Origin of the sequence: Blautia sp. DFI.1.216, from assembly GCF_020594215.1 — a bacterium.
Taxonomy (GTDB): Bacteria; Bacillota; Clostridia; order Lachnospirales; family Lachnospiraceae; genus Blautia_A; species Blautia_A wexlerae.
In genome coordinates, this window is the sequence record NZ_JAJDML010000007.1 from 59062 (window position 1) to 76804 (window position 17743).

17 protein-coding genes are annotated in these 17743 nt (G+C 42.8%); 15 read left to right on the top strand and 2 right to left on the bottom strand.

The window, feature by feature from the left end; genetic code table 11:
- Nucleotides 1–211 precede the first annotated feature (211 nt).
- The 7 genes from atpE to atpC are packed head-to-tail and all read left to right on the top strand — an operon-like array spanning nucleotide 212 to nucleotide 5699.
- Nucleotides 212–430, top strand: a complete 219-nt coding sequence (atpE, locus tag LJE11_RS04440) for an ATP synthase F0 subunit C (RefSeq protein ID WP_008707007.1) — start codon at nucleotides 212–214, stop codon at nucleotides 428–430.
- Between the two features lie 40 nt (nucleotides 431–470).
- Nucleotides 471–971, top strand: a complete 501-nt coding sequence (gene atpF / locus LJE11_RS04445) for a F0F1 ATP synthase subunit B (RefSeq protein ID WP_020993266.1) — start codon at nucleotides 471–473, stop codon at nucleotides 969–971.
- Entirely contained in the window at nucleotides 952–1455 is a 504-nt protein-coding gene (gene atpH / locus LJE11_RS04450; RefSeq protein ID WP_008707004.1) for an ATP synthase F1 subunit delta, read from the top strand. The genes atpF and atpH overlap by 20 nt, the downstream gene beginning before the upstream one ends.
- Nucleotides 1456–1471: 16 nt before the next feature.
- A complete protein-coding gene (gene atpA / locus LJE11_RS04455) occupies nucleotides 1472–2971 on the top strand; it encodes a F0F1 ATP synthase subunit alpha (protein WP_055057703.1) in 1500 nt (499 codons plus the stop codon).
- An 8-nt stretch (nucleotides 2972–2979) separates the two neighbouring features.
- On the top strand, nucleotides 2980–3870 hold the full coding sequence (gene atpG / locus LJE11_RS04460; protein WP_008707001.1) for an ATP synthase F1 subunit gamma: 891 nt from the start codon (nucleotides 2980–2982) through the stop codon (nucleotides 3868–3870).
- 5 nt (nucleotides 3871–3875) lie between these two features.
- Nucleotides 3876–5273 carry a F0F1 ATP synthase subunit beta gene (gene atpD, locus LJE11_RS04465; protein WP_008706999.1) on the top strand — a complete coding sequence of 466 codons (1398 nt, stop codon included), beginning with the start codon at nucleotides 3876–3878 and terminating at the stop codon, nucleotides 5271–5273.
- Nucleotides 5274–5285: 12 nt separating this feature from the next.
- The gene (atpC, locus tag LJE11_RS04470) at nucleotides 5286–5699 is read left to right on the top strand and encodes an ATP synthase F1 subunit epsilon (RefSeq protein WP_008706997.1); all 414 of its coding nucleotides are present in this window, start codon (nucleotides 5286–5288) and stop codon (nucleotides 5697–5699) included.
- A 111-nt stretch (nucleotides 5700–5810) separates the two neighbouring features.
- Here the strand turns inward: atpC and LJE11_RS04475 are convergent, their stop codons facing one another.
- Nucleotides 5811–7322 carry an ATP-binding protein gene (locus LJE11_RS04475; protein ID WP_008706995.1) on the bottom strand — a complete coding sequence of 504 codons (1512 nt, stop codon included), beginning with the start codon at nucleotides 7320–7322 and terminating at the stop codon, nucleotides 5811–5813.
- Between the two features lie 122 nt (nucleotides 7323–7444).
- Nucleotides 7445–8422: a choloylglycine hydrolase gene (gene bsh, locus LJE11_RS04480; RefSeq protein WP_008706993.1), complete on the bottom strand. Its 978-nt coding sequence runs from the start codon at nucleotides 8420–8422 to the stop codon at nucleotides 7445–7447.
- Nucleotides 8423–8691: 269 nt separating this feature from the next.
- Here bsh and yicI point away from each other — a divergent pair, with 269 nt between their 5' ends.
- From yicI to LJE11_RS04520, 8 genes are all read left to right on the top strand, one after another.
- On the top strand, nucleotides 8692–11046 hold the full coding sequence (gene yicI / locus LJE11_RS04485; RefSeq protein WP_195480827.1) for an alpha-xylosidase: 2355 nt from the start codon (nucleotides 8692–8694) through the stop codon (nucleotides 11044–11046).
- 345 nt (nucleotides 11047–11391) lie between these two features.
- Nucleotides 11392–11907 (top strand): prepilin peptidase, encoded by a 516-nt coding sequence (locus LJE11_RS04490; RefSeq protein WP_118610258.1) that lies wholly within the window; start codon nucleotides 11392–11394, stop codon nucleotides 11905–11907.
- Nucleotides 11904–12929: a hypothetical protein gene (locus tag LJE11_RS04495; RefSeq protein ID WP_022380463.1), complete on the top strand. Its 1026-nt coding sequence runs from the start codon at nucleotides 11904–11906 to the stop codon at nucleotides 12927–12929. Before LJE11_RS04490 ends, LJE11_RS04495 begins: the two co-directional genes overlap by 4 nt.
- 35 nt (nucleotides 12930–12964) lie before the next feature.
- Nucleotides 12965–14155, top strand: coding sequence for a CpaF family protein (locus tag LJE11_RS04500; protein ID WP_008706987.1), 1191 nt, complete (start codon nucleotides 12965–12967; stop codon nucleotides 14153–14155).
- Nucleotides 14152–14925 (top strand): type II secretion system F family protein, encoded by a 774-nt coding sequence (locus tag LJE11_RS04505; RefSeq protein WP_227295597.1) that lies wholly within the window; start codon nucleotides 14152–14154, stop codon nucleotides 14923–14925. The genes LJE11_RS04500 and LJE11_RS04505 overlap by 4 nt, the downstream gene beginning before the upstream one ends.
- A gap of 8 nt (nucleotides 14926–14933) precedes the next feature.
- The gene (locus LJE11_RS04510; protein ID WP_020993263.1) at nucleotides 14934–15968 is read left to right on the top strand and encodes a type II secretion system F family protein; all 1035 of its coding nucleotides are present in this window, start codon (nucleotides 14934–14936) and stop codon (nucleotides 15966–15968) included.
- Between the two features lie 60 nt (nucleotides 15969–16028).
- A complete protein-coding gene (locus tag LJE11_RS04515; RefSeq protein WP_020993262.1) occupies nucleotides 16029–16229 on the top strand; it encodes a Flp1 family type IVb pilin in 201 nt (66 codons plus the stop codon).
- Nucleotides 16230–16259: 30 nt separating this feature from the next.
- Nucleotides 16260–17741 carry a DUF5702 domain-containing protein gene (locus LJE11_RS04520; protein WP_055199837.1) on the top strand — a complete coding sequence of 494 codons (1482 nt, stop codon included), beginning with the start codon at nucleotides 16260–16262 and terminating at the stop codon, nucleotides 17739–17741.
- Nucleotides 17742–17743: the final 2 nt, after the last annotated feature.

The following is a 17743-nucleotide window of genomic DNA, read 5'->3' on the forward strand; positions in this document are numbered from 1 at the left end:
GCGGGACATAATGGATAAGACAGCAGTTATGAACAGCACTTAAATGCTGTCCGGATATCCGGTGGGTCATAACGGTCATAAACAACCGTTGGTACAGACATCTGTTGCACAGGCATCAATGATCTCATCGGAATATCGACAGGATAGCATATTGTGAAGAAAGATTTGTAATATTTAGTTTATTTCAGTTAAACAACAGGAGGAAAAAGTTATGTTAGTAGCTATTGGAGCAGGAATCGCAGTTTTAACAGGTATTGGCGCTGGTATCGGTATTGGTATGGCAACATCCAAAGCAGTAGAAGCAATCGCAAGACAGCCGGAAGCAGAAAGCAAGATCAGCAAATCCCTTCTTTTAGGATGTGCCCTTGCCGAGGCAACAGCTATTTACGGTTTCGTTATCGGTCTTCTGATCGTTATCATGCTTGGCTAATTGATGGATAAAGAATAACTAAGAAAGGCAGGTGGGACAGGTGATCGAGATTAACATCAACCTGGTCTTTACAATTATTAACCTGATTGTTCTTTATCTTTTAATGAAAAAGTTCTTATTTGGTCCGATCCTCAATGTGATGGAGCAGAGAAAAAACATGATCGACCAGCAGTTCGCAAGTGCCAAAGATACAGAAGAACAGGCATATGAACTGAAAGGCAAATATGAAGATGCACTGAAATCTGCGAAAGACGAATCCATGCGTATTGTAAACCAGGCAAAGGATGAGGCAAAAGTACAGGCTGAGCGTATTGTAAAAGATGCAAACACACAGGCTGGTGCAATGCTTGACAAAGCAAAGGCAGATATCAGGACAGAGCAGGAAAATGCTATGAAGGCTATGGAAAGCAGAGTGGCAGAGATCGCGCTGGATGCAGCCTCAAAGATCATGGGAGAGAAAAACAGCAGTCAGCAGGATTTGTCCCTTTATGACCAGTTTATAAAAGAGGCAGGTGATTCCAATGACGGAAACAAGCATTAATTATGCAAAAGCATTATATGAGCTTTCTGTCCCGGAAGAAGCTGTTTTGGAGACAGAAAAGATTTTCAGGGGTACCCCGCAGTTAAAAGGTGCCCTTGAGAATCCACTGGTTTCTTTAAAAGAAAAAGAACATGTAATTGACAGAGTCTTCCCACAGGAGATGAAAAATTTCCTGAAGGTGACCTGTAAATATCAGAAAATCAGCAGCATTTATGATATCCTGGAAGCATATGGCAATTACAGCCGCAAGCAGAAAGGAATTCTGAAAGCTGTTCTCACATATGTAACAAAACCGGAAGAAGCCCAGAAAGAGAAGATGGAAGATTTCCTTCGCAGGGAATTTGGAGCAAAGGAAGTAATCCTTACTCTCAGAGAAGACAAATCTTTGATCGGAGGCTTCATTCTTTCTGCCGGAGACAAAGAGTTCGACTGGAGTCTCCGCGGACGTTATAACAATTTAAGACAGAAATTGACACGGAGGTGAATAAAAGTTGGCTGCAATGAATCCAGATGAAATCATTTCGATTCTGAAAGAAGAAATTAAGAATTATGACGAAATCAGCAAGGACCAGGAAGTAGGAACAGTCATCTCCGTCGGAGATGGTATCGCCACGGTACATGGTATTGATCATGCTATGTATGGCGAGGTTGTAACCTTTGAGAATGGTCTGAAAGGTATGGTTCAGGATATCCGTGCAAACAGCATCGGATGTATCCTGTTCGGTAAAGATACAGGAATCAAAGAAGGAACAAAGGTAGCAAGAACCCAGAAGCAGGCAGGTGTGCCTGTAGGTGACGCTTTTATCGGAAGGATCGTAAACGCTCTGGGAGCGCCGATCGATGGTAAAGGTGAGATCAAGGCAGACGGGTATCGTCCGGTGGAGAATCCGGCACCTGGAATTATTGACAGAAAATCTGTAACAGTTCCTCTGGAAACAGGTATTCTTTCCATTGACTCCATGTTCCCGATCGGCCGTGGCCAGCGTGAGCTGATCATCGGTGACAGACAGACAGGTAAGACTTCTGTTGCACTGGATACCATTCTGAACCAGAAAGGCAAAGATGTAATCTGTATCTATGTTGCAATCGGACAGAAAGCTTCTACAGTAGCTAAGATTGTATCTACTCTGGAGAAACACGGTGCTATGGACTATACAACAGTATTCTCCTCTACAGCCAGTGACTGTGCACCGCTTCAGTATATTGTTCCTTATGCAGGTACTGCACTTGCTGAGTACTTCATGTATAAGGGAAAAGATGTATTAATGGTTTATGATGATTTATCCAAGCATGCAGTTGCATATCGTGCACTGTCATTGCTTCTGGAACGTTCACCGGGACGTGAGGCTTATCCTGGAGATGTATTCTATCTCCATTCCAGATTACTGGAGCGTTCCAGCCGTCTGAATGAAAAGGCCGGCGGTGGTTCTATCACTGCACTTCCTATCATTGAGACACAGGCAGGTGACCTTTCCGCATATATTCCTACAAACGTTATTTCCATCACAGATGGTCAGATTTTCCTGGAGAGTGACCTGTTTAACTCCGGTATGCGTCCGGCGGTTAACGTAGGTCTTTCCGTATCCCGAGTTGGTGGTGCTGCACAGGCAAAAGCCATGAAGAAAGCAGCAGGAAGTGTCCGTATCGATCTGGCTCAGTATCGTGAGATGGAAATCTTTACACAGTTCAGTTCTGATCTGGACGAGGCTACAACTCAGCAGTTGAAATACGGAAGTGGACTTATGGAACTTCTGAAACAGCCGCTTTCAAGCCCGTTAAGTCTTCATGAGCAGGTCATCACTCTTTGTGCGGCAACACACAAGGCAATGATGCACGTGGAAACCAAGAAGATGAAGAAGTATCAGAGAGATATGCTGGACTACTTTGACAGTGCTTATCCGGAAATCGGAAGAGAGATCGAGGAGAAGAGACAGCTTCCGGATGAACTGGCAGAAAAGATCGTGAAAGTGGCAGAAGAATTTGCAGATAAGAGCAGGTAGGTGTTGATATGGGCAGTACGAAAGAGATTCAGACTCGAATGAAAAGCATTCAGGACACCATGAAGATCACCAATGCCATGTATATGATCTCTTCATCCAAGATGCAGAAGGCCAAAAGAATCCTGTCCGATACAGAGCCGTATTACTATAATATGCAGGCAGCAATTTCCCGAATCCTGCGTCATATGCCGGATACAGAGCATCCTTTTTTCAGTATCCGTCATAAGATTGCGGAGGAAGACCGTAAGATCGGCTGTATCGTAGTTACCGGTGATAAGGGTATGGCAGGTGCCTATAACCATAATATCCAGAAAATGACAGAACAGTTTATGGCAGAGCATGAGCACTGCAAGCTTTATGTGCTGGGTATGGTAGGCCGTCAGTATTTCACGAAGAAACATATGGATATCGCAGAGAACTTTCCATATACAGTACAGAAACCGACCATGCACAGAGCGCGTCTGATCTCAGAGGAGATTGTCAGAGCGTTCTTGGACAGAGAACTGGACGAAGTCCGTATTTTCTATACGGAGATGCAGAGTGCAGTTGCCATGGAGCCGGTGAATATGCAGCTTCTTCCATTGAAGAAAGCAGAGTTCCTGCCAAATCAGGCAATGCTTGCGGACATGCCACAGGAGGAAATCGTGCTGTCACCATCAGCCGATGTACTTCTGAATACCATGATCCCAAATTACCTGACTGGTCTGATCTATGGATGTCTTGTAGAAGCCTATGCCAGTGAAAATAATGCCAGAATGATGGCAATGCAGTCCTCTACGGACAGTGCAAAGAAGATGCTCAGGGAGTTATCCATTGAGTATAACCGTGCGCGTCAGGCTGCCATCACACAGGAAATCACTGAGATTGTCAGCGGTGCAAAAGCACAAAAAAGGAAGTGACGACGATGAACAAAGGTAAAATTGTACAGGTTATGGGACCTGTTGTAGACGTTGTTTTTGAAGATGGAAATCTTCCTGAGATCAAGGATGCCCTTGAGGTAGAGAACAACGGTAAAAGATGTGTAATGGAAGTTTCCCATCATCTGGGAAACAATATGGTACGCTGCATTATGCTGAGCGCAAGCGAAGGCTTACAGCGTGACAGAGAAGTCATCGCCACAGGAAGCGGCATTAAGGTTCCTGTAGGTGATAAGACACTGGGACGTTTATTTAACGTACTTGGTGATACAGTAGATGACGGTCCTTCCCTTGAGGGAGAACAGAAATGGGTCATCCACAGAGATCCGCCGGATTTCGAACATCAGAAACCGGCTGTAGAAATCCTGGAAACAGGTATTAAGGTTATCGACCTTCTTGCACCATATGCAAAAGGTGGTAAGATCGGTCTGTTCGGTGGTGCCGGTGTTGGTAAGACAGTCCTGATTCAGGAGCTGATCCAGAACATTGCCACAGAGCATGGCGGATATTCCATTTTCACAGGTGTTGGAGAGCGTTCCCGTGAAGGTAACGACTTATGGTCAGAAATGAAAGAGTCCGGTGTTCTTGAAAAAACAGCCTTAGTGTTCGGACAGATGAACGAGCCACCGGGATCCCGTATGCGTGTTGCTGAAACCGGACTGACAATGGCTGAGTACTTCAGAGATGAGGAACACAGAGATGTGCTTCTTTTCATTGATAATATTTTCCGTTTTGTACAGGCTGGTTCCGAGGTTTCCGCCCTTCTTGGACGTATGCCTTCAGCCGTAGGTTATCAGCCAACACTGGCTACTGAGATGGGTGAACTTCAGGAACGTATCGCTTCTACTAAGGATGGTTCTGTAACATCTGTACAGGCTGTCTATGTACCTGCCGATGACCTGACTGACCCGGCTCCTGCAACTACATTTGCTCATCTGGATGCAACAACCGTTCTTTCCAGAAAGATCGTAGAGCAGGGTATTTATCCGGCCGTTGACCCGTTGGAATCTACTTCCCGTATCCTGGAGCCGGATGTTGTAGGTGAAGAACATTATGAAGTAGCACGTAAAGTACAGGAAATCCTTCAGAAATATAAAGAACTTCAGGACATCATTGCTATTCTTGGTATGGAAGAGCTTTCTGAAGAGGATAAGAGCACTGTATTCCGTGCAAGAAAGATCCAGAAGTTCCTTTCTCAGCCGTTCCATGTAGCTGAGAACTTCACAGGTATCAAGGGTAAATATGTTCCTCTGAAAGAAACCATCCGTGGATTCAAGGCAATCGTTGATGGTGAGATGGATCAGTATCCGGAAAATGCTTTCTTCAATGTTGGTACAATTGAGGATGTCATCGAGAAAGCAAAGACTGAGATGGGTCAGGAATAAGGAGCGGATTTTATGGCAGATACATTTGGTCTTGAGATTTATGCCAGTAATAAGCTGGCGTTTGCAGGACGTGCCAAAACCCTGACAATCCCGGCTGTTGACGGTGAGCAGGCCTTTCTGGCACAGCATGAGAATATTGTTGCTGCTATCATTCCGGGAGAAATGCGTTTCGAGGAAGCTGATGGCACAAAGCATGTTCTGGCTGTGAGCAGTGGGTTTGTGGAGATGATCAATAACCGTGTGAAGCTGTTCTGTCTGACGGCAGAGAGTCCTGAGGAGATTGATATCCGCAGGGCACAGGAAGCGAAGGAGAGAGCAGAAGAGCAGATGAGACAGAAGCAGAGTATTCAGGAGTATCATATGAATCAGTTGGCTCTGTCCAGAGCTATGGCACGACTTAGGGTTACGAGTCATAAAGAAATTTAAAGAAACAAAATATATCAATAAAAAGCATCTTTGGATGGTCTGATGAAGGCTTTCCGTAGATGCTTTTATTGCTTTGTACCATGTTCTGACTTATTTCTTGGCTGGTGAAAATTATTTTTGCAGAGTCCATTTTCTGTTTGAATTATTTCCAATTGGAGATACATCAGGTATTTCTTTTAAAATAGCCCGGGTTCGCGGAAGACTTAATCCAATATATTCAGCAATATCACTGGTTTTTGAGATATTGTTTTTAGATAAATACTCTCTGATTTTTTCTATATTTTCCAAAGTTTTTTGGTTTTGTTTTTTATGACAGGATTTATTCGCTTGTTTTTTATCGCTTGTTTTTATCGCTTGTTTTTTATCGCTTGTTTTTATCGCTTGTTTTTTATCGAAGCTAAGAATCAGAAGAGTTCTATCTGGATCAAATTGTTCTTCTATAACTGGTTCAACCCAGCCTTGATCCTCCCATGTGTTAAAAATGTTGGGTACTCCGCTGCCGGCACGCTCGCCGATATTGATCAGATTAAACATTTTCATGAGTACTTTGTTGCGAGGATCAGAAATTCCCCCTTTTTTCATTTGTTGTTTTCCTGTTCTGGAATATCCTGGATTTTCAAATACTATTCTGTCAGCTTCTTTTCGGACTACAATGCCTCGAACACCATAAAAGTCTGCATTTATCAAACAGTTTGCGAGGGCTTCCCTCAATGCTTCATGTACGGGAGTATCATCAATACGGTTTCCATCGATTGTTTTAAAAGGTACCTTGATATCTTTAACAAGTTTATTATATACTCGGAAGTAAAAATCACATATATTACCGGACCATTCACCGGAACTTGACTGTAAGCGATCGGTCCAGCGTATAGTTGGATCCAGAATTTCACGATAATCTAAAAAATATTCAGGGAAATGTCGTACAATGTTATATTCATCTCCAAACATTAGCATTCCTGCAGCTGTTGGATGAAGGCATTTATCAATATTGGAAATGGCAGCAGCTCCTATGCTGCGTAAATATTCAGAATCATTTAAACGGCCAAATGGATGTGCAGGTTTAAGGGCTCGATGTCTGTTGCGATATCCCTGAATGGTTTCATAATTTAGGTCGCTTATTGGAACATCATCCAGTACATCCATATCCATAGTGTTGTCTGTCTGGTCGCGGAGCATGGCTTTCACCTGAAGTTTGGTACAATGATAGTCTCCTTCGTGATTTCTTCGAAATGTTCCGCCAAATATATCATCATTAATATACACAGGTTTTTGTTCTCTGTTTGCCATAGGAACATAAATCACGATGATAGTATCTTCATCCTTCTCATATATCTCTACATCCTGATCAGATAGAAGATTTACGTTGACCTTTTTTCGATTATTGATTGTATCCCAGAAATGTTTTAACAGCTTGTCCCTGTCTGTACTTTTTAAACCTGTAGTTCTCCAGGTTCCATCTTTGTTTTCGGCAACTCCCAGAATAATTACGCCGCCATAACAATTTGCAAAAGCAGAGTAAGTCTCCCATAAAGAAGAAGGAAGGCCGCCATTTGCTTTTTTTACTTCGCGCCGGTTATCTTCTTTATATAAGTTGAACTTTGTAATATCAAAAAAATGTACCATTGTTATTACCTCTTTTTGAAACCAATAATTTGTCTTTATTATACCGTACAGAACTGAAAAATGGCAATGGCTATAATTAAAGAATATTTGTCGAAATTGCCACAGGTATAGAGTGCTTCACATTAATTCTGGAAACAGATATTCTGTTTTGCGAGTACAGGATATCGGATTAGGACTGTTGTATCCAGATTTTCACGATGCATATCGACAGCATTGATCTGATGATTTTCATAGGTGGTATAATAATAAATTCCCTTTGTTGTGTTGCAGCAGGAAGTGTAGAGAGTGATCTCATATTTGCCTTTTGCTACTTCGCAGCAGCCACGCTGTTGATCTACGGAGCCGAGGATGTGGAAGAACTGGCTGACGCTTTCGAGTTCGGAGTCGCCGGATCTGGAGTTCATTTTTGTGAAGGCAACTTTGGCAAAGCGGGAGGCGGAGGAAAGGTCTCCCGGGAGGCCGAGGGCGCCCATACCGCGGCTGTAGGATTGGAGTTCTAATCCTGGAGCGAAGGTGTTTTCTGGTTGGCGAGGGGAGAGAGACTGGTAGTTGTTAAGCTGGAACATCTGCTGTGGGAAGGGTGGGTTATTGGTTAGTACCCCTACAGGATTTTCGTAGATATGGAGGCCGTCCTGCATGGATTCGATAACGAGGCAGCCGGAAGCATCTGCGAGGATCCAGTGGAGCTGAGCACATGGGAAGTTCTCACTGAACTGTGTGTTGGTGAGATTCATAGTTGAGAGTCTCTGGCGGGCTTCTTTTAAGGTGGCACACTGGCTGAGAATCCATGGGATGAATTCGAACTGGGCTACGTTTTCTTTGTCCGATACTGGTTCTGCATAGACTGCATTTCCTACGAAATTCAGACCTGCCATGCCGAGACCTTTTTCATTAATGGCATCATAGTAGAGTGGATAGTCTCCGGCCACATGAGCCATTCCGATGATGGCATAGTGAGAGTCAGGGGCTTTATCAGAATGACGGAAATGGAATGGGTAGTTTCGTGGTGTGATGGTGATTTCATCACCGTAGGAAAATTCATAATCAAGGGTTCTGCCGAAATAGAAATCTTTTGTTTTATAAGTTGCTGCTGTGCACATATTTTCTTACCTCCTGGTGCCAAAATAGATATACTTGTAGAACGTGTATATTTTGAAGAATATTACCACAATCTTTTGTTTTTATGCAATATACAGATTTTGTTTTTTGCACAGATAAAATTTGGGTTATATTGCTGGTAAGAAAAAAAATCATGATGTATACTGGTATCAGATAACTATTCAGCAGTCCGTTATCCCGCAAGGTACTGAAAGAGTTTCAATTTCGGAAAATAAGCAAATCATAAGATTAAAAGCAAGGAGGATCAGGAATGAAGTTCACAGAAGGTTACTGGGAGAAAAATGAACGCGCAAACGCATCCTATGCGATGCAGGCTTTTACTGCGGAAGCAATTCCGGGAGGAATGAGAATTGTTTCTCCATTCCGCCAGATCACAGACAGAGGCGGTGCTCTGGATGTTGGAACTATCACTACAGAATTTATTTCTGTACGTAAAGATATCATAAGTGTAAGAAGTTATCATTATGAAGGTTATGTAAAAGGTGAGCCAAGGTATGAGCTGAATGAGGATCCACAGGAAACAGAGGTTGAGATTACAGAAGATGAAGCTGTGATGAAAGCCGGAAGAATGACAGTAAGAGTGGACTTGAAAGACTTTAAGATTACATATGAAGCAGACGGAAAAGTTCTCACAAACATCGGATTCCGCAATCTTGGCTATATGCAATATGACAGAGCTACGCTGACAAAATTCCCGGAACCGAACTATATGGCAGCACAGTATCAGCCATATATGGTGACAGAGCTTTCTCTTGCACCTGGAGAATGTGTATATGGTCTGGGTGAGAGATTTACAGCGTTTGTAAAGAACGGTCAGGTTGTTGATATCTGGAATGAAGATGGCGGTACAGCTTCTCAGATTTCTTATAAAAATATTCCATTCTATGTAACAAGCAAACATTATGGCGTATTCGTAGACCACAGTGATCATGTTTCCTTCGAAGTTGCAAGTGAAAAGGTTGAGAATGTGGGATTCTCTGTGAAAGGTGAAGAGATCAGATATCATATTATTTACGGAGATGACATTAAGGGTGTAATTGAGAACTACACAGATCTTACAGGAAAACCGGCATTGCCGCCTGCATGGTCCTTTGGATTATGGCTTTCCACATCCTTTACAACAAACTATGATGAAGAGACGACCAATTCCTTTATCCAGGGAATGGCAGACAGAGATATTCCATTGAGTGTATTCCATTTTGACTGCTTCTGGATGAAAGAGTTCCACTGGTGTGATTTTGAATGGGATTCCAGAATCTTCCCGGATGTACCGGGAATGCTGAAACGTTATAAGGATAAAGGACTTAAGATCTGTGTATGGATCAATCCATATATTGCACAGGGAACTAACTTCTTTAAAGAGGGTCTGAAGAACGGATACCTGGTACAGCGTGCAGACGGAAGAGGAATCAAGCAAATCGACAACTGGCAGCCTGGCATGGGTCTGGTTGACTTTACAAATCCGGATGCAGTGAAGTGGTATCAGAATAAGCTGAAAACTTTGCTTGATATGGGTGTTGACTGTTTCAAGACAGACTTTGGCGAGAGAATTCCGGTCGATGTGAAATATTATGACGGCTCAGATCCGGTTTCTATGCATAATTATTATACATACCTTTACAACAAGGCAGTATTTGATCTGCTGAAGGAAGTAAAGGGTGAAGGTGAAGCAATCCTTTTTGCGAGAAGTGCTACAGCAGGCGGACAGCAGTTCCCGGTTCACTGGGGCGGTGACTGTTCTGCAACCTATGCTTCCATGGCTGAGAGCTTAAGAGGTGGTCTGTCCTTTGCTTTATCAGGATTCTCTTTCTGGAGTCATGATATGGGCGGATTTGAAATGACAGCAGCACCGGATGTATACAAACGCTGGCTGCAGTTTGGTCTTCTTTCCACACACAGCCGTCTCCATGGTTCCAAGAGTTATCGTGTACCGTGGTTGTTTGATGAAGAAGCTGTAGATGTATGCCGTAAGTTTACAAAGCTGAAATTAAGATTACTCCCATATCTGTATTCTATGGCCGTAAAATCACACAAGACAGGTATTCCGTCCATGCGTGCAATGATCATGGAATTTAACGATGATCCTGCAACCAAATATCTGGATATGCAGTATATGTTAGGTGACAGTATTCTGGTTGCACCAATCTTCAACAAAGAAGGTCATGCAGAATATTATCTGCCGGCAGGAAAATGGACTCATCTTTTAAGCGGAGAAGTCAAAGAAGGCGGAAGATGGTATGAGGAAGATTATGATTTTTCTTCACTGCCTGTATTTGTAAGAGAGAATACTCTGCTTCCGATTGGTGCTGTAGATACTACCGTTGATTATGAACTGGAGAAAGATGTACAGATTCAGGTTTATGAAGTAAATGAAACTGCATCCTGTGAGGTAGTGACGCGTAAAGGAGAGACAGCTTTTACAGTAAAAGCTGTAAGAGAGGGAAATAAACTCACTCTGGAAGCTTCAGCAGAAAATGGAGGTATGACCTATCTGCTGAGAAATATTCATGAAATAGCCGATGTTACTGGTGGAAGCATAGTGAAAGATACAGAAAATGGTATTATCATTGTACCGGAAGGATGCAGACAGGAAATCGAACTCTAATTGACAGGTGCATGATATTCTTTCTGTGAAGTGCATTATAGCCGGGTTTATGTTACTGTTCAATTTGTTCTCAGTAATACACTTCGCATAGTATATTTCGGGATAGCAGCGTGTGGACAGGTAACAAGTTTATAAATATTTTAGAAATTCGACAAAAAATAGGACTGGACAAATCAATTGTCCGGTCCTATAATAATACTCACCAGAGTTCTTCTGGTGATTCAATCCCGTCAGTTCGGCGGTTAATTCCACTTTTATTTTTTTAAAATACCAAAGAAGAGACTGACTGTTTCCTATTGTATGAACAGTATCGAAACAGTTGCGAAAAATATAAGACTGGAGGTGATGCAATATGCATTTTTTCACCTTTTTCCTGTAGCGGTTGCCGGGACTGCCATGATCATGGATATCCGTACAGCAAAAGTTGATAACGGATGGATTATTTTTTCCATGTCTGTGGGACTGTTTGTCTGTATATGGCAAAAGAATATTACGGGAATTGGATTTTTTATAATGGGAAGCGTAATTCCGTTATTTCTTATGATCCTCTTTGCTTTTGGGATGATAGGTGCCGGAGATATTAAACTATTCTGCGCACTGGGAGGGATAATGGGCTGTGAATCTATCATAAAATGCATCTTTATTTCTTTTCTGACAGGTGCAGGCATTTCGGCCGCACTTCTGATCTTTAACCACAATTTCTGTGAACGTATCCTTTATTTTATTGAATATGTGAAATGTACAGTCAGTACGGGAAAGATTAGTTCCTATCGGAGAAAAAGTATTGCTGCTCCTGAAAATTTCCATTTTACGATTCCTGTTTTTATAAGTGTGTTGTTATATGCAGGAGGTATCTATTGAAAAGAAATATTTTTGCAGTATGCGATCTGGAAGTGGATTATGCGTTGAACTTTATGGACTATATGAATCGGAAGAAGAATATTCCCTTTGAGATACAGGCATTTACATCTGTAGAGAACCTGATCGCCTATGGGAAACAAACACATATAGAGTTGCTGTTGATCTCCGGGCGGGCTATGTGCCGGGAAGTCCGGGATCTGGATATCGGGAAGATCATCATTTTGTCGGAAGGGGTACACCCTCCGGAACTTGACCAGTATCCAAGTGTGTATAAATATCAGTCTTCTTCTGATGTTCTCCGGGAAGTGATGGCATGTTATGGCGCCGAAAAAAAGACAGTGGCAGATCAGATTGCTGTATTAAAAAAGACAACAGAAATTATTGGAATATTTTCACCTCTGGGACGTTGTCTGAAAACCTCTTTTGCATTGACACTTGGACAGATACTTGCCAAAGAACGAGCCGTTCTTTATCTGAATATGGAAGAATATTCCGGATTTGAAGAATTGATGGGAAAAGGTTTTGCCCACAATCTGAGTGATCTTCTTTATTATGTGAGACAGGATAACCAGAATCTTCTCTATAAGATGAACAGTATGATACAGACGATCAATAATCTGGATTATGTTCCACCTGTGCAGATGCCGGCAGATATCCGTACAACAGCCTGGCAGGACTGGGAACGGCTTTTTCAGATGCTTATACTTGACAGTTCTTATGAAGTGATTGTGCTGGATATTGGATGTGGGATTGATGAAAATTTCCAGCTGCTGGATATGTGTAAGAAGATTTATATGCCTGTATTGTCTGATGCTGTTTCACAGTGTAAGATTGCGCAGTTTGAGAATCTGGTCCGAATCTGGGATTATCCTCAGATTCTGGAAAAGACGGAAAAGATAAATCCACCGTTTCATATGGCAACCTGTCTATCACCTGCGTATGTTGAACAGCTGATGTGGAGTGAACTGGGAGATTATGTGCGGAACCTTCTGAGGAAAGAAAGCCAGAAAAAAGAAAATTAAAAAAGTTCCGGAAAGATGCTGTAAAGGGAAAAAGGATGAACAAAGATGTATTTAGAAAGCTGCGGCAGATGCTGATGGAAGAACTGGATCTGTCCAGAGAATTATCGGATAAAGAAATCCTTGATGTAATTGATGAGCTGATTCTGAACCAGATAAAAGATGTCCGTCTTGCGCTGAAAGAAAAGGTACAGCTTCGTCAGGAACTGTTTTATTCTGTCCGCAAACTGGATGTGCTTCAGGAACTGGTGGATGATGAGACAGTGACTGAGATCATGGTAAACGGGCCGGATACCATTTTTGTAGAACGGGCTGGCAAGCTTATGAAATGGCATAAAAGTTTTACTTCTGCTGAGAAACTGGAGGATGTGATCCAGCAGATTGTTGGAAAATGTAATCGTGTGATCAATGAATCCATGCCGATCGTGGATGCAAGACTGGAAAATGGTTCCAGGGTAAATGCTGTAATTTATCCGGTTGCATTAAATGGTCCGATTCTCACTATAAGGCGTTTTCCTGAACACCCCATTACAATGGAAAAGCTGATCGCACTGGGAAGTATCACACAGGAATGTGCAGAATTTCTGGAGAAGCTTGTGAAGGCCAGATATTCCATGGTCATAGGAGGCGGAACCGGAAGCGGAAAGACTACATTTCTTGCAGCAATGTCGGAATATATCCCCAGGGACGAAAGACTGATCACAATAGAAGATAATGCAGAACTTCGCATCAGGGGAATTGACAATCTGGTCCGGCTGGAAGCAAAGATGGCAAACATGGAAGGAGCAGTTTCCGTTACGATCAGAGATCTGATCAAATCTGCATTACGAATGCGTCCGGACAGAATCATAGTGGGAGAAGTCCGCGGCGGAGAGGCAATGGATATGCTTCAGGCATTGAATACAGGGCATGAAGGGTCGCTGTCTACTGCCCATGCCAATTCTGCCAGGGATATGTTATCCAGACTGGAAACAATGGTTCTGATGGGCGTTGATCTTCCATTGGAAGCAATCAGAAGACAGATTGCTTCCGGAGTGGATATTCTGGTACATCTGGGAAGAATGAGGGATAAATCAAGGAAATTGCTGGAAGTAACTGAGGTGTGCGGCTTTGAAAATGGAGAAATCCGTATCCGGCCGCTGTATCAATGGCAGGAAGGGAAAGGTCTTGTAAAGACAGCATCCCTCCTTCATGTGGAAAAACTGGAAAGAGCGGGGATTGAACTATGAAAGGGAAAGAAAAAGAACAGCTTTATCAGAAACGTAATTATGATCATTATCGTTTTTCTATGAAAGAACTTCTGAAATATATGGGACAGGCACTGGCGTTGTGCATAATGGCAGATTATCTTTTTTACAAAAGTAAATGGGTGTTGCTTCTTATGCTTCCTGTTCCTGTGTTTTATCTGAAATGGCAGAAAAATCGTATGATCAGGGAAAGACGGAAGAATCTGAATTATCAGTTTAAGGATGCACTTACTTCGCTGAGTGTTGCGGTTCAGGCCGGATATTCGGTGGAAAGCGCGGTAAAAACCTGTGTCAGAGATTTGGAGAGACTCTACGGAAAGGGAACGGATATTGTGGAGGAATTTCGCTATATTGAAAGCCAGCAGCATATCAGTGTTCCGCTGGAAGAGCTGTTTCTGGATCTTGGAGAAAGAAGTCAGATAGAAGATATCGAAAATTTTGCCTCTGTATTTTATACAGCCAAGCGTACAGGTGGTGATATGAACCGGGTAATTCAGAAGGTGTCTCGTATGCTTGGAGATAAGATTGACGTTAAAAAAGAGATAGAGGCTACACTGGCAGCAAAGAAGTCAGAACAGATGATCATGAGTCTTATGCCTGTGGGAATTATCCTGTACTTGCAGATGACTTCACCGGGCTTCTTAAGTGTTCTTTATGGAAATCCCTTTGGAATTGCAGCAATGAGTATCTGTCTTGTCATTTATGCTACGGCATACTGGCTTGGCAGAAGGATTGTAGATATTGAGGTGTGACAGTACAAATGTGGGTACATGTTGTCATTTTTGTTATGATCCTGTGTGCACTGACCGGCTGGAAAAAAGGATGGATTCCATCTTCCGGAATCGGAGGGAAGGATGGTATCAGACTTTTTGCGGTAGTAGCGATAGCCGGAAATCTGCTGGGCATGATCCTTACTTTGCAAAACGGTGGACAGGTGTATCCTCAGGGATACCGTCTGGAAAAGGAGGATACAGGATCATATGAGAAGGAATTTATGGTATCCGTTGACGGAGAAGAACCGGTCTCCATGTACATTCAGGTACCGGAGAAGGAACTGGAAGAGCAGGAGGAAGAACCGAAACAGAATAAGAAGCTGACCAGAAAAGAACAGGCACAAAAAAGTATTGCAGAGGCAGTATCCCGGTATAACGAGCAGCGCAGTGATCCGGATTATTATTATCTTCCGGATAAGCTGAATGGAAAAAAGGTAAAATGGGAAAGTCCGGCAGACACTTCCGGAATGCTTCTGACAGGACTGTTTCTTATTGCGGCAATGGCAATTCTTGTGATGAAAGGGAGAGAAGAACAGGTTCAGCTTCAGAAACGGTATGAAGAACTTCTTATGGATTATCCGGGACTGATCATGAAATTTACACTTCTGGTTCAGGCCGGGATGACTGTAAGAAAGGCATTCCAGAAAATTTCTCTGGATTATGGAAGAAAGAGAAAGCGGAATCCAAGACCTGCGTATGAAGAGATACGGATTGTCTGCTATGAGATGGAAAGCGGAGTTTCTGAAAGTGAAGCATACAGAAGATTTGGAGAAAGATGTGGTCAGGCAAAGTATAAAACATTTGCCACGCTTCTTATCCAGAATCTCCAGAAGGGCAGCAGACAGATGGCTGATATGCTTGAAAGAGAATCAACCGAAGCATGGGAAGAACGAAAGAGAAAAGCACGTGTTCTTGGAGAGGCTGCAGCCACAAAACTTTTGGTGCCGATGATCATGATGCTTATTGTCGTTATGGCAATTGTCATGATTCCTGCTTTTATGTCTTTCTACGGAGAAACATGATAAGGTGCTGCAGTAAATTCTGTGCAGCGTAAAGGGTGCTTTTGGATATGGAGGGAAAAAATGGGACAATTGATAAGACAGATAAAAAAGAAAAACGGACTGATACGAAGATTCGCAGAGGAAGAAGACGCTGTAGGTGTTGTGGAGATCATTCTGATTCTTGTAGTCCTGATCGGGCTTGTCATTATTTTCAAAGAGCAGCTGACCGAACTGGTGCAGAGCATTCTTTCAAAGATCGCCAAACAGAGTAATTCTATTTAAGATGAAAAGAGAAGGAGGTGTACTTCCTGTATGAAATATTGCGGAAAGGAAAGAGGAAGCATTACATTATTTCTTGCATTAATACTCAGTCTGCTTTTGTCTCTTGTATGTACAAGTATAGAATCTGTATGTATGGCATCGGCCAGAACCCAAATACTCAACAGTATGGATATCGGACTTTATTCTGTATTTGGACAGTATGACAGGAAACTTCTTGAGGAATATGATCTGTTTGCGCTGGATGGTTCCATGGGAGGCGGGCAGCTTAATCTCGCAAAGATCTGCGATAATCTGGAATCCTATATGAAACCGGTGTTAAAGCAGAACAGTCAGAAACTTGAACTGCATCAGAGCGGACTTACCGGTTACCGGCTTCTGACAGATGAGTGCGGAGAGGTTTTTTATCAGCAGATTGTGCAGTATATGCAGGAAACTCTTGGAAGTCAGGGGGTACAGCTCCTTCTCAACAAAATGTCTGATCGAGAGAGAAAAACAGAAGAGGCGGATCTGAAAGCGAAACAGGCGGAGACAGGAGGCTCCATCGACAGATATGATTCAGAAATGAATCAGGCTTCTCAGAAAAGCCGGCAGGCAGCACAGGAAGCTGAAAACAGGCAGCAACAGGAAGGACAAATATCAACCCAGCCAGCACCGACGCAGCCACAGGCTGACAATCCCATCAGTATTATAAAAAGAATTATGAAAATGGGAATACTGGAGCTGGTTTTGCCACCCGGACGGGAAATTTCCACCCGGACAGTCAGCAAAGACACAATGGTTTCGGGAAGACAGCTGCAACAGGGAATGGAGATGCCGGACGGAGTGACAGCAGATAGCAGTTATACTTCCGGGGTTTTGTTTCAGCAGTATCTGATGAATCATCTGGGAAATTACACAGATCCGTCAAAAGAAAGTCTTGCATATCAGATGGAATATGTTTTTGGAGGAAGAGACAATGATATAGATAACCTTAAATCTGTGGCATCAAAGCTCTTGTTCATCAGAGAAGGCGTAAACTTTGCATGTTTGATGGCAGATAATGTAAAAAGAACAGAGGCACAGGCACTCGCTGCAGCCATTGCGTCGGGATTTCTGGTTCCTCCGGCAGCGGTAGTGATAGAGTCTGCATTGCTTTTATGCTGGGCATTTGCGGAGAGCGTACTGGATGTGAGAGAACTTTTTGCAGGAGGGAAGATTCCCCTTGTAAAAACTTCCGCAGACTGGCAGATTTCGCTGTCTAATCTTTCAAGTCTGATGGAAGGACTGGATTCCATGCGGAAAAACAATGAACATGGATTGTCCTATGAGGATTACCTTCAGGTTCTGATATTGCCTGTTTCAAAGGAAAAGAAAGTGATGAGAGCTATGGATATGATCGAAGATGCGATAAGAAAGAAAGGCAGGGCAAATTTTTATATGGATTCCTGTGTTGTAGCTCTGGAGGCATTTGCGGAGGTAAAAGCAAACAGGAAAAAGGAATTTCAGGTGATACGTCAGTATTGTTATGAATGAAT